10 protein-coding genes are annotated in these 13,299 nt (G+C 53.2%); 5 read left to right on the top strand and 5 right to left on the bottom strand.

Annotation, left to right across the window (positions count from 1 at the left end; translation table 11 throughout):
• Positions 1 to 316 precede the first annotated feature (316 nt).
• Positions 317 to 1,033 (bottom strand): DUF305 domain-containing protein, encoded by a 717-nt coding sequence (locus E4631_RS19985; protein ID WP_133658871.1) that lies wholly within the window; start codon positions 1,031 to 1,033, stop codon positions 317 to 319.
• Between the two features lie 346 nt (positions 1,034 to 1,379).
• Between E4631_RS19985 and E4631_RS19980 the strand changes: the two genes are divergently transcribed.
• The 5 genes from E4631_RS19980 to E4631_RS19960 all read left to right on the top strand — a co-directional run bounded on the left by E4631_RS19980 (position 1,380) and on the right by E4631_RS19960 (position 7,695).
• Complete coding sequence (locus E4631_RS19980; RefSeq protein ID WP_133658872.1) at positions 1,380 to 2,630, top strand: hypothetical protein; 1,251 nt, start codon at positions 1,380 to 1,382, stop codon at positions 2,628 to 2,630.
• 53 nt (positions 2,631 to 2,683) lie between these two features.
• Positions 2,684 to 4,534, top strand: a complete 1,851-nt coding sequence (locus E4631_RS19975) for a DUF4209 domain-containing protein (RefSeq protein ID WP_133658873.1) — start codon at positions 2,684 to 2,686, stop codon at positions 4,532 to 4,534.
• 13 nt (positions 4,535 to 4,547) lie between these two features.
• On the top strand, positions 4,548 to 5,129 hold the full coding sequence (locus E4631_RS19970; RefSeq protein WP_133658874.1) for a hypothetical protein: 582 nt from the start codon (positions 4,548 to 4,550) through the stop codon (positions 5,127 to 5,129).
• A 5-nt stretch (positions 5,130 to 5,134) separates the two neighbouring features.
• Positions 5,135 to 5,479, top strand: a complete 345-nt coding sequence (locus E4631_RS19965) for a hypothetical protein (RefSeq protein WP_133658875.1) — start codon at positions 5,135 to 5,137, stop codon at positions 5,477 to 5,479.
• A gap of 1,154 nt (positions 5,480 to 6,633) precedes the next feature.
• Entirely contained in the window at positions 6,634 to 7,695 is a 1,062-nt protein-coding gene (locus E4631_RS19960) for an IS110 family transposase (RefSeq protein WP_133658876.1), read from the top strand.
• A gap of 427 nt (positions 7,696 to 8,122) precedes the next feature.
• Here the strand turns inward: E4631_RS19960 and E4631_RS19955 are convergent, their stop codons facing one another.
• The 4 genes from E4631_RS19955 to E4631_RS19945 form a co-directional block, all read right to left on the bottom strand.
• Positions 8,123 to 10,600 carry a M4 family metallopeptidase gene (locus tag E4631_RS19955; protein WP_133658877.1) on the bottom strand — a complete coding sequence of 826 codons (2,478 nt, stop codon included), beginning with the start codon at positions 10,598 to 10,600 and terminating at the stop codon, positions 8,123 to 8,125.
• Between the two features lie 889 nt (positions 10,601 to 11,489).
• Complete coding sequence (locus E4631_RS26825; RefSeq protein ID WP_262709804.1) at positions 11,490 to 11,621, bottom strand: hypothetical protein; 132 nt, start codon at positions 11,619 to 11,621, stop codon at positions 11,490 to 11,492.
• A 36-nt stretch (positions 11,622 to 11,657) separates the two neighbouring features.
• Positions 11,658 to 11,828, bottom strand: a complete 171-nt coding sequence (locus tag E4631_RS19950; RefSeq protein WP_133658878.1) for a Tn3 family transposase — start codon at positions 11,826 to 11,828, stop codon at positions 11,658 to 11,660.
• A 295-nt stretch (positions 11,829 to 12,123) separates the two neighbouring features.
• Entirely contained in the window at positions 12,124 to 13,284 is a 1,161-nt protein-coding gene (locus E4631_RS19945; RefSeq protein WP_133658879.1) for an ISAs1 family transposase, read from the bottom strand.
• Positions 13,285 to 13,299 lie beyond the last annotated feature (15 nt).

Raw genomic sequence — 13,299 nt, 5'->3', positions numbered from 1 at the left:
GAAAGTACAGTGAGACTTTTGGCCATTTCATGCAAACCAACCTGTAGGGAGATAACTCATAAGTCTCTGAGTATTCAAGCGTGGCCATAAGTAAGTAAGTAATAAGGTTTGGTTTCGCTTCTGAATAGCTCTGGCTGCTCAGAAGCGCTACGAAATGGCAAGCCGCCAGGGACTAGCCTACTACTTCAGAAGCAGAATACCAGGGTAGGAAGGGGCAGTTAGAAGTGCTTTTCTAACTGCCCCTTCCTACCCTGGTATTCTGCCTGGAAGCGGTTCGATTAGGAACAGTTAATGAACCCAGCGCGCTTACAATGTACTAGCGCGGATACCCATGCTTGTTGATGAACTGGGATAACTCAATTACTTCCTGGCCCTGGTCGCGAATTATCATTTTGCCCTCGTCAGTTACCGGGTCATCGTCACCGAATTCTACTTCAATGCTCGACATTTTCACGATACCCTGGTGGTGACGCTTGAACACCTCGGCGAAGTCGTAATCCACGTCGAGAGTATTGGGAGATGAGCGCATATGCTCAATCATGTCGGCAATGGCGGCATCCATCTCTTTCCGGAAGGCGGCAAACTCCTCCGTAAACGCGGGCTCGGGCGTTCCGTGGCTAGCTAAAAAGTCCGTCAGGCGCTGCTTGCTGGATTTCTGCGACCTGATGGAGCTTTCCGCCAGCTTTTTAGCTTCGTCGTGATGGCCATACGTCAATTCCGTCTGCGCCATGGCAATTCCCGCATCGTGATGCACGATAGTTAAATGGGCAAAGTCCACATCTGGGTCCTTCGTGTAGCTATTCTGGACCTTTTTCATATCCTGTTCCATTTGGGAGATGATGCGACTAATCTCCTTATCGAAGGCAGCGTTCTTTTGCTTGTCTTCAGCCGAGAGATTACTGGTAGAGGTCCCGTTAGTAGTGACTTGGGGAGTAGGGTCTTCCGTTTTGGTCTTGTCACAACTGGTGAGAAGTAGTGGACTGGCAATTAGCGCCACCGCTAGGGCTTTGGGAATGAGCAAAAGGTTTTTCATGGGTAAAAGAGTTAAATAGTTTTGCCTGTTGGCGAAGGGTACACTAGCTCATAACCCTAACTAATCAACTCGTTTTACACCATAATTATATTAATATTACAAGATTTATTGTTGATTTTTAAAGAACTATTTAGAAAAATCTATTGACAGATGCTATATCAGCTCACTTACCTATAGCCAATTGGCAGACACTGGTTAGGCAGGTACTTTTGCTTATCAACTAACCTCTTAAGACTGATTCGTGGAGGACATCCGAGCGCAGGTAATTTTGCCATACTGATTGCGTGCTCTTCGCTACTGGCAAACTTCTGACAGTCTTGGCGCTTATAGCTTTTTTCCCCACTGTATGTCCGAACATTTGCTGCCCCTCATCCAGTCCTACAAAGCTGATTCCGAGTCCGTTTACAACACCTGGTTCATCAACAACGAGGAGCGCCTGAAGGCGTTTCGCTCCATCCGGCGCGGGGTGCAGCAGGTGGTGAAAGACATCAAGGCGGGCAGCTTCGGCAATGATTTCAAGGGCACTTCGCTCGAATTCGTGCTCAGCGTCATCAGCGAGCAGAAGCAGGTGTTTCAGGGCGCGGCGCATCCCTTCTACTGGAAGCCCAAGCTGCGCATCCCCGACATCTACGAGCACGAGGATAACAAGCGGGCCTTCGGCCAATTCCTGGAAAGCTGCCTGGCCGCCACCACGGAGCAGCAGCTGCTGCGCGAAATTGATATTCTGGACCGCCGCAAAATCAAGGGGCTCGGCCCGGCCGTGGCCAGCATCCTCTACTTCCTGCATCCGACCCTGATGCCGCCCTGCAATACGGCCATCGTTAACGGCTTCAACGCCTTGTTCGGCGAGAAAATCAAGCTGGGTTCCTGGTCCGAGTACCTGCGGATGCGCGACCGGCTGCGTGACCTCAACCAGGAGCACCGCCAGCACCTGAGCCTGGACTACGGCGCGCTGAGCGGCTTGCTGTTCGACGTAGGCGTGAAAAAGATGATTGCCGGGGACCAGCAGTTTGCCACCGACGAGGACCGCGATAAGTATCAGCAGCAGGCCCAGAAGCGGCATAAAGAGGTGCAGACTGAGGCCCAGGAGGAAAATCAGCACACCGAGATGCAGCACCACCTGTTGCGGATTGGCAAGGCGCTGGGCTGCGACGTCACGACGGCCATTAACGACCGCAACCGGCTCTGCGGGGGGCAGAAGCTCTCGTTTCTCTGCCTCGACCAACACCCCGAGCTACCGGTGCCCGCCGAGGTAGCCAGCACCATCCGCCTGATTGATATCGTGTGGTTCGCGCCCGGTACTAACCGGGTGGTGGCCGCCTTCGAGGTCGAGAAAAGTACCAGCATCTACAGCGGTATTCTGCGGCTGACGGACCTAGCGTTCTCCATGCCTGAGCACGAGACGGCGCTGTACCTAGTGGTGCCCGACGCCCGTGAGAAGGAAGTGCAGGCCCAGCTTTCGCGGCCAGCCATCCGAGCGGCCGGCGCGACTATTCACTACATCCTGTTCTCGGAGCTGCGCCAGCACTGCGAGGCGCTGTGCAAGTTTGGCGACTCGCCGGCTGCCATGCTGAAGATTGCGCGCAGCGTAGCGTAATGGGAGCAATTCCAGTTGTAATGTTGTTGTTGAAGTCTCGGTAATACCATTCAATGCAAGACCTTCAAAATTACCTTAGCTACATCGATACCGCCAGCGAGGATGTGCGCGACAACCACGCCATTACGTCGCGATTGGGGGAGTTAGCGGTGCAGTTGGATACCGGCGGCGACCCGGTAAATGCCCGGTTGGCGCGCATTGAGCAGGAAGTGCTGGCGGCCAGCAAGCAACTTGACAAAGGAGTCGGCTTTCATATTAGTGGTACCCAGAAAGATGAGCAAGGAGTAGAGCACGAGTTTGGCTGGCCGGATACTTCTGGGTATGGTGATGCCGAATACGACTATGTGCGCTTCCGCTATCAGGCTACTCCCAATGGCTATCTCAAGAGCGAATACGGCCTGTTTTTGTATTTGCGGAAGCGCTTGCGGACCAATGAGGAGGTCCGGGAATTAGCGGCTACCCTATTCAGACTAGGGGCTTCCTACATGGAAAAGCACAGGGTAGGTAGTGAGAGGGCTCATTATGCCCTGCACGGCATTGAAGCGTTGCGCAAAGCCTTTCAACTAGCCAATACGCGTAAAAATGACAGCAGCGTCGCCCAGTTGTTAGGCGAAATTGTCACTTACCTGGTCGGTGTTCACACTACTTGGTCACTGGCCGACCGTTCCACCCTTTTGGTGCTTTCGTCCATCACACAGCTATTCACGGAGCATTTTAGGGTGCTAACCGGTCCGGAGCAGGCCGATGCGGTGCTGGAGCAGGATTGGCGGGGTGTTCACCAGTTGGCGCAGACCTATCGGCACGGCGCAATTGAGTTGGCAGCGGAGGCATCCGAGCTGGCGGGCAAGGCGCAGCGCGACCGGGGGCGGTGGTCGTTGTTCCAGGCCCAGCAACTGGAAGCACTGGCCCGGGAGGCCGAGGCCCAGCACAACATGACGGCCGTCACGTTTACCGAGCGGGCGCTGCGCATTTACCGTCAATTGAAAGACCAAGCAAACAGCCATCGCATGGAGCAGGAGTACCAGCGCCTGCGTACGCGCTTTGCCCTGACCCAGACGCGCACGCAAATGCCCGACGAGGCCACGCGGGCCTTGATGGAGTACATCGATGAAATTGTGCGCAACCGGAATGCCCAAGGCATTATCGCCGAACTGTGTCTGACTCCCATGTTCCAGACCCTGGATGCCGTGACGGAAGCCGCCCAGAGCCAGCGCAGCGCCTTTATGGACATGTTGCCGAAAAGTTTAGAGGATAAGCACGGCAACACGGTGCAGACCTTTTACTCGGAAGAGGAGAAAGAGCAGTTTCAGTTTTTAAATACGTACAGCCTGCTCGCGCAGCTTTCTACCCAAACCCTGGTAAAGCTGATGCTCGAAGCCTTCAAGGCACAGAAGCTGACCGCCGCGGCCATTGAAGAATTCCTGCAGCGCAGCTGGCTGGGAGCTCCCCGGATGGTCGAATCGAGTGGGCAGCAATCCCAAACGCAGCCGTTGCGCTTGGTCATGTCGGGCGTGCGCCTACTTTTCCAGGAGCTGGACCGCTGGTGGGCCGACCACGACTATGAGCCCGATTTTATTGCCAGTACGGATTCGCTGACCTTGAAAGTGGAGTACATCCTGCGCTACATCTGCGTGCAGCTAAAATTGCCGACCTTTAAGTTGCGCGAGGGCACGGAGGTCATCATGGAAAAGCTTCTGGATGAGCTGCTCGCTGACTTGAAGGGCAAACTAGAAGAGGAAGACCGGTTCTTTATTAAGTTTTTTCTTAGCGAGAAAGCGGGCTATAATTTGCGTAACCGCGTGGCCCACGGCTTGATGGACGACGACGAATACGGCGTGGAAAATGCCTTTCTCGTATTGACAATGATTCTAAAATTAGGCTCGTACGAGTTTCGGGCAGCTTAAGCAGCGATACGATATGGAACCACACGTGATGACGATGCGCAAGGCCATTCCCCGGGGTGAGAAGGGGGCGGTACAAGGGATTAAGATGTGGCTGATGGACGCAGATGAATTCGTGCGCAACGAACGAACCAGCCGAAAAAATGCCCGGGGTATCAACAACAAGTTCGCGCTCTTCGAAAGTCTGGAAACATTGGCCACTAAAAGCGTTCGGAAGCCCGCTATGGGTTTGGGACTAGTCGTTCCGAAGCTGCTGACACAGGTGAATTCCTTTAAAGACTTGGCTTACGATTGGGATACGTATGGGGCCCTACCGATTGCGGAGGGCGCTATTGCACAGGCCCGTCAGCTGCTCAATGCTCTTTCGCTGCAACTGGTTTACGCGCCAGCGGTGAGCGTACACGTTTTTCCTATGCGGGATGGCGGCGTGCAGGTGGAACTGGACCGCGACAGTGCCTCGATGGAAATTGAAGTCCATCCCAATGGGTCGCAGGATTATTTGCTGTTCAATCCCGATGGGTCAATAATCGGCACTTACCCCTCCCTATTCGTTGCTTTACGGCATTTCATAGACCCTCCGCAACAAGTTGCTCTTTAATGCCTTTGCATCAAATTACCCCAGAAGATGAATTGCTGCGAAGAATCATCTTACAACCTCAGTTTTTTAAGATAACCCCCGACGGGGTTCGTCGCCCTACCAGCGCGGCGTTCAAGATGCGCAGTGGGGAAGACGGGCTTTCGGTTGATATTCTGGGCTTGACTACTTTGGAGCAAGCCATCGCCAACCGCAGCACACACACGGGGGCCATTCTCTCGGCGAAAGTGCCGTTGGATAACAGGTGCCCGTGCGTTCACGACCCCGTTGCAGGCAATCCGGCGCATGCCCTGATTAAAAACGTAACGCCTGCGCTGGCTAAGCTATTCGCTATAAATGCCCGACTGCTTTAACTAGTTCAGGGCAGGTGAGAAAGGTAGCGGCGTTTGGTCTGCCCGTGGATGCGTAGCAGGATTATCTACCAGTGGCCGCTCTGATTGAGCAAGTGAAGGCCTTTTCGTAGCAGCGGGGAGATAAAATGAACTGTGTTTAAAAGCAAGTTCTCAGGCAGAAATTCTTGTAAAATCGGGTTGATAGGGGATGCCGGATTTGACGATGGCACAGGCCTGCTTGAGGAGTTTGTTACACACAGTAATCAAGGCCAGCTTCCCGTTCTTGCCTTTCGCTACGAGACGGTCATATAGGGCTTTGCAGGACGCATTCGCCTTTTTAGCGGAAAAGCTGCACATAAATAGCTTGCTGCGAATCAAGCCGCCACCCATGCGCGTGATGGGGTTGCGTTAGTAAATGGACAAAGAATTACAATAAGGCGGTAAACAGGCGAAATCAGCCTTCGACTTTAAGCGTGGGAAGCACCACTTGAAGAAGTACTCTGCCCAACGTGGCTGGTCGCTTTACCGGTTGCTCGGGTCGGTATACGTGGTTCAGGGTACCAGAAAGCCGTAAAAGAGGCCTAACGGGTACTTTGATTGCCGCTATGGGTTTCGGATACCTCATTTTGCCGGGCTAAAAGCCCAGAAGAGGGAGGAAGTAGCTAGTACCCGAAAAAGCTCGTTTTCGTGCTCCCTGTCCGGTGTGCAACGCGAGGCTGGGCAAACCTATTAACCAAGGCAAACCGCAGAATCAGCAAGCCGAGAAGTGCTAAAAAGTACTGTTAATCAAAATTATAGCTGCTTGCCGTAATTCTTTGTCCAATTACTAACGCAACCCCAATTTGACCGCCCTCAAGGACTCGCTCCGCTTCGATGTAGAGGCCCTGTTGGCTTTCAACTGGGAGCACACAGCTACCCATCCCGATTAACTCGTATGATTGTCATGCCTTTCAGCGAAAGGTAGCCGGAGCAGGAAGCAGGGGCACCACGTTTAACTAAACGCGAAGCTGCGGCCTCGACGTTGCTCAAAAGAAAGCGTGCCCTGCTTCCGTTTTGCCCGAAGACTGCACAGTATGGAGGGAGCTAGGCCGTGGGCAAGCATCCCGTATTTGTACGAGAATAGTTGTGGCAAAACCCTGTCTGGCTGATGGTTTCACCTACTATACGCTTGCCCCATGCCTTTCGTAAAGCCCGTGAGCCCGCCGCTAAAGTATGTGGTGGGGATTGACATTGCTAAAAGCTCGTTTGTCGCCTGTTTGGGTCGGCTAGACCTCCAGCAGCAGCTGAGCTTCGGCAAAGAAACCACCTTTGAAAATACGGCTGCGGGCTTTGCTGCCCTGCTCAGCTGGGTTGCTCGCCAGCAGCAGGCCGCGGTTCCGCTCTGGTTTGTGGTGGAAGCCACGGGCGTCTACTACGAGGAATTGGCTTACTTTCTAGCTGACAAGCAGCAGTTGCTCAGTGTATTGCTGCCTAACAAAGTAAAGCATTTTGCGCGTAGCACCGAGTTGAAGAATAAAACGGACCAGTTGGACGCTCGCCTACTCGCTCGGCTGGGCTTGGAACGCAGCCTGCCGGCCTGGCAGCCACCGACCGCCGCATTGCGCCAGTTGCGGGCGCTGGCCCGGGAGCGGCAGGTGCTGACCAAGCAAGGAGCCCAGCTCAAAGCCCGTGCCCACGCCTACCAGCATAGCTATCAGCCGGATAAGCGGACGCTAGCCCGCCTGGCGGCGCAGCACCAACTCCTTGTCCAGCACTTAACTGCGCTCGACCAGGACCTGGCTGAGCTCCTGGCCGCCGAACCGGAGCTAGCCCGCAAGCTGGCCCAGCTAACCAGTATTTCGGGTATCGGCCTGACGACCGCCATTATCGTGGTCGCCGAAACCAGCGGCTTCGTGCTAGTGGAAAACGAGCGCCAACTCGCTTCCTATGCCGGCCTGGACGTAGTGCAACGGCAAAGTGGCCTTGCGGCCCATGCCACCCGCATTTCCAAGCGTGGTAATGTGCGTCTACGCACGGCCCTCTACCTACCGGCCCTAAGCAGCTTGCGGTATAATCCCCAGCAGATAGCTTTTTACACCCGCTTACGGGCGCGGCACCCCAGTGGAAAGCCGGGTGTCATTGCCGTCATGCGTAAATTACTGGTGCTCTGCTACTCCCTCTGGAAAAATGACCGGCCCTACGACCCTTGCTATCAGCTCGCTCACCAAGTCAGTCAAAAAATAGCCCCGGCCACCTAAATGGACCGAGGCTATGCAGGATGAACCCGAAGGCTCTCCTTAGGAGACGCAAAAGTAAAAAAAGTGGCCCGATAGGCAACCCTTTTATCACAGTATCTTTTGTACTAAACTTTTAACCAATGCCAACCACGTGCACAGTTCCGCCAGCGTGGCATCCGGCTCTTGGCCCAAGCAGGCCACTACCTGTGCCTGGGCGGCCGAGTTTAGGCACGTGCCGGCCCGCTACGGTGCGGCAATGAGGCTAGCGAACCGCTGGTGCGCTGGCGCCGCAATTTGCGCACAAACGAATCTGATACGCTTAATTGCGCCGCGACCTCGCTAATGGTGCGCCTGCCCTACTGCTGCGGCCACGCGTTCGCGCAGGTCTGTCGAATAGGCTTTCATTGACCTAAGGTAGGATAGCCTGTACACTAACTTGAAATTCGTTCTAGTGCTTTATTTGGATGTGCTCAGAATAAATGTTTTTACCCGTGCCTATCCTTAAGTTATATAGACCTTCGGGTAAGTCTTGTATCTCAAGGACTGCTTTCCCATGGTCACTATGCCGTGTTTTTACTTTCTTACCGTAGGTATCGTATAGGTCAGCGTCGTAGGGCTCAGTATTTGAGCCATCAGTGACGGTGGGGCTATCCGGGTCTACTGCTATGACAGTGAGTTCGGAATTAGCTGGATTAGGGGTAGCGGTGTAACTATAGGTAGTTCTCCTGATTGCAAAAGTAAAGTTGCTAGCTAACCCGCAATCTGGCTGCGATGAGGTAGCCCGAATAGTTACTCCCCCCTGAGCCGTTGTCAAAGAAAAAGAGGCGCTGCTACCTACGTTATTACGCAGGGGTACTGATGAAGAACTAGAAGTAAGCGTGAAACTATATGGCCCATTAAGAAATATACTGAATTCACCTGGTGAGACGAATTGCACGGTTTGCAGGATTGTATTTCCCTGGCCACCACCATAAAAATAGCCAGAGACTTCGCCGGGCCCAACTCGTATTGATTTGACAGTTGTTCCTCCGCAGTAGGTTAGCGTAATAGTGGCCGCACCTTGCGCGCCCGACACGGCCGACGTAGAGAACTGGCTACCTGAACCCGAAGGATTGGTAAAAAAGCTAGCCGGTTCAGCCCGCCAGGTTACGTTAGCGTTTCCACTGGCCGTGAACGTAGCAGTAGTGCCAGTGCAGACCTGATTAGGACCCGACAGGATATACTGCTTCGGAAATTCGGAGCCAATGCCCACCGCATACCAAGCATCAGTTACCGCAGTTACTTCGGGCGAGCAACTGCCAAATAAATCCTGGGCTGCCCTTATGGTAAATGTGCGAGCATCAGCATAAGGGCTACCTGGAACTAGATACGCAGATTCTGCTAGATACGCAATGCGCGCTGCTGAAGCAATGCCAATGCCTGATACTGAGTAGCGATTACCTCCTTCATTAGTAGCAGTTTCTCCTTGGCTCACAATGTAAAACCAATGGTTTAGGACTCCACTGTTGGCGTGTACGCCACCATAGTCATTATTTGCGTCGTAAGAGCCAGGGTCACTTACCCAATTTTGACCCCCATAATAAGCTGGCTGACCTTTTGATTTTGGGTCGCTCATGGAGCGCAGTGCTGAGCCATTTGTAAAATCTTCTCCAATCAGCCAGGTTGATTTTGTCAAGCCTAAAGCAGCAGTAGTGTATTGCTCGACGCAAGCACCCCAGATGTCGGAAAATCCTTCATTCAAAGCTCCTGACTCGCTATTATATACTAAGCCGGCCGTAGCCTGACATACTGCGTGGCCTATTTCGTGGGCGGTTATATCGAGTGAGGTCCAAGGCCCAGTATTTGCGTTACCGTCACCATAAAGCAATTGATTACCGTCCCAAAATGAATTACTTACTCCGCTGCCATAATGAACGTAGCTGCGGAGTTGGCCACCATTATTGTCCCAACTGTTACGGTTGTGAACATTTCGCCAATAGTCAAAAGAGGATTCCGCGCCTAAATGCGCGTCACCAGCGGCGTTATCCAAGTTTGCATTATTATACTCTGCGGCTGTCCAACTATTATCATTATCAACAAAATCAACTGCCCCCGATAGAAAGGCTACGCGTTGAGTATTCAGCGTAACAATCCCAGCGCCTCGCGTCATGTCCCGTAACCGATAGCCTCCGCTAGGGTTCACATCGGTTTCTACGGTACGGGCACCACTATATCTGGTAGCAAAAGGTGCTGCGATAGCCTTCATAATGGCATCTAGCAGCACTACAGCACCGGTCTGAGCATCAACGTACAGATAAGCGTGGCTAAGTGGCTCGTGCGCATAGATATCAAACTTCCAAGCAAGAACTATTTTTGGTTTTTTTGATTCTCGGCTGCCCGCGTCTGCCACAAATACCAACTCGCCCTGAGGTTTATACGTGGCAGTGGGATTATTTTGTAGTTGCTTCAACGCCGCTTCCTCCCCTGGAAGCTGCCACATATATTCTTTCGCGCCGACAAAAGTTAGGGCTCGTTCCAGAGCAACAGCAGCCGAGATTTTTGGTGCAGTAGCTACTTGGCCAAGATGGCGAACTTTGCCCGACAAACTTTCAATCTCACCGGCTTTAGTATGTACTGAATAAACGGCGTGCTCTACCTTGATTCCACGATAGTACTGCTGGTACTTTTCGTGCATGAAACCCAGCGCATCGGTTTCAACTTTTGTGCGCACCATTTGCTCGTCCTGGGAAAGCGCAAGCTGTTCCCGTAGTGCTTTGGGTGCCTCTGTAGCCTCATAATGTTTTCCTAGTCCACTAAAAGTGATGAGTGCCGGTGAGCCATCAGCGGACATTACTTTTTCTGCTTGAATTTCTGAAGTCGGGCTTTGGGCAAAGCTGTCTAGAGTTATCCCCAACAGCAAACCAATTAGTAAGTAATGCTTGTTCATGGCAAAGCTGCTGTTTAGGTGGAAGGAAAAACAAAAAACTCAAAAACAAACCCGTGCTTATTTTATAAATTATTTACATCAAGCTATTTTCGAGTATATACTTCCTCGAATCCATCAGCAACTTCCTGATTAATACGCAATTTATTAGATATTTCATTTATACTATATCTACTTCGTATAGTAACGGAACCGGTATCGGGGCGAGCCAAGTAGATTCGGCGGTGGAGCGTTAAAATCAAGGTAGGCTTGCCCGTAAAAAAGCTACGTTCTGTTCGGGAAGTGAATCTGGCAGGCGCGCTACACTGCCCGTTATCACACTGCACGAACATACTGTCACGGGTGAAAGTCAAGGTCCGCGACAGGTTAGAATTTGCGGGAGTGTAGACCTCTTTGCCCGTAAACCCCCCTGTATTGGATACCCATTGCCAGTCGCCGAAAAGCTCGGAAGGACCGCTTTCCTTCTTGCAACTACTACTTGCTGCTAACAGCAGCAGGCCTAGCGTCAGATGAAGTAAGCCTTTCATGTGGTAGTAAATAGTAAAGTGTGAATGCAAAATCTTGGTAGAAATACCCTAAGCACTGCCGCGTTGCATTCCTAGTTCAGCAAGCAGACTGGGCTTTCCTGCTACTAGGAGCTGCGCTGCCTCTCAAAAACTAAGTAAGTATACCCGGTGAAAAGCTGAATATAAAGGACGAAGTGGGTTAAAATGTGACTTTAATGAATTTAATATGAAATGAGATTAAAAACGTAGCAAGTCGCTCCAAATGCTTGAATACAAGTTTAACAATACTATAATGCTCAAATTTCTACTTACAAATAGACGATTTGTGATATTTAACCGTACTGAAACATAGGGTGTTGTTAAACAAATAGGGGAAAACCTCCTACTCAGCCCTGCCCGGGTTTAGCCGGCGGCTGCCAGGCGGTAATCAGGCCCATGTCAAACGGGGCTTCGGCCGGCAGAGGCTGGTCGGAGAAGTCGTACTCGCCGTGCAGATTCACGTGGCGGTAGGAGAGCACGGCGAAGGGCGAGAGCGTGGCCAGCGTGGCGGCCTGCTATTCGGGCGGCAGCCGGGCCAGGTGCTGGGAGAGGTGCAGGTAGTTCCAGCAGACGATGGCGTTCATCAGCAGGCGCTTGCAGGTCTCGGCCACCAACTGCTCGGAGCGGGTGGCGGCGTGAAATTCGGCCTCGGTTAAAAGTTTGGTCCAAAGGTTAAACGGGTTGATTCCAAGCGCAGCATTCCCACTTCAAAATAGTGCTTCCAGAGGCTAATAGGGCAAGTTGTACAGTCAAACCTCCGTTTTACTGAACAACTAAGCCGACCACCTGCCTACCGGGTAACTGGCTCAAAAAGCAGCCAATTTGGTACAGAAAACTTGTTCAGCAATCAAAGTACATAAAAGGGTGCCTTCGTAACGAGTTAACTGTACTTTGACTCCTCAAATAGCCATCTGAATGCGTTGAATGCAGGTTTTCTGCTTTGAGAATACACTGCCACTACCCATTCTCATAATACAGGGCTTACGCATCAAAGTCTAGGCTGACCGATACGCCCTTCTGGCGACTGCGCATCAGTACCTGCGCCATATAGTCGTTATTCCAACCAGCCTGTTGGCGACGTGCCCGTAGACTGCCGGCGCACGGTCGTCCTTGCTGCAATAGGTTGAAGGCCAGCTTGCGCAGAACGGCGAAGCTGCGCGTGGCTACCCGGTCGCGACTGCGGGCCTCATCTTCGCGAAAGACCACGTCCAATACCCAGTGCAGGCTGTTTTCAATGGCCCAGTGGCGGCGGATGGCCTGGATGAGCACCGCGGGGGCATCGGGGCAACTGGTTAGGTAGTAGCGCCACTCCACGTGCGTGCCCGGCAGGTGCTGCACCTGCCGGATTGTCTCGACCGCGATAATGGCCCGCAAGCCCGGCCAGGTTTGCAACGCCGCTAACTCGTCGCCCAGCGGCAGCACCCAGGCCCGGCGGCGCACCCAGCGGCCATGGCGGCGGTCAAAGGCATCATAATCGGCTGGATACTCGGCCCAGCGCTCGACGCAGCTTGTTTGGCAGTAGGCCTTGACGGCCCGGTAATAGCGGCCTTGGTTGCCTTTGAGGGTAAAAATATAATCGGCCTGCTGGGCTAATAACTGCCGGGCAATGGCTTGCTGGCAGCCGAGCGCATCCAACGTGACAATGGTGTCAGCGAGGTGTAGGCCGCTGATTAATACAGGAATAGCCGCCAATTCCTGCCCTTTGCCTATCACCGCCACTTGCCCCAGGCTCAGCCTTTGCTCGGTCGCAAACGCGCTGACGACATGCAGCGGGCCCTGGGCCCGCCCCCGGTCAAAGGAGCGGCGCACGGTTTTGCCATCGATGGCCACGACCTCGCGGGGCAAAGGGGGGGCGGTGGTGGCCATCCACTGGCGGAAGCACTGTTCCAACCCCTGCGGGTTGAGCAGGGAGAACACGCGCCGAAACGTATCGTGCGAGGGAATGCCGCTGGGCAAGTCCAGAAACGTGGCCAGCCACTCCTGCTTCAACTGGCCGTAGCGGGCGATGTCCACCCACGTTTCGGCGCCAGCTACCACCGCACAGACGGCAATAACGAGCATATCGAGCAGGCGGTGCCGGGTGCGGCCAGTGCAGCGCGGGTCCGGAAGAGTGGCGAAAGAGACCAGGAGTTGGCTAAGCATAAAGAACTTGACAAT

This window comes from Hymenobacter sp. UV11, from assembly GCF_004684095.1.
Lineage (GTDB): Bacteria > Bacteroidota > Bacteroidia > Cytophagales > Hymenobacteraceae > Hymenobacter.
The sequence above is the reverse complement of the archived record's forward strand: the minus strand, read 5'-3'. Positions and strand labels throughout refer to the sequence as shown.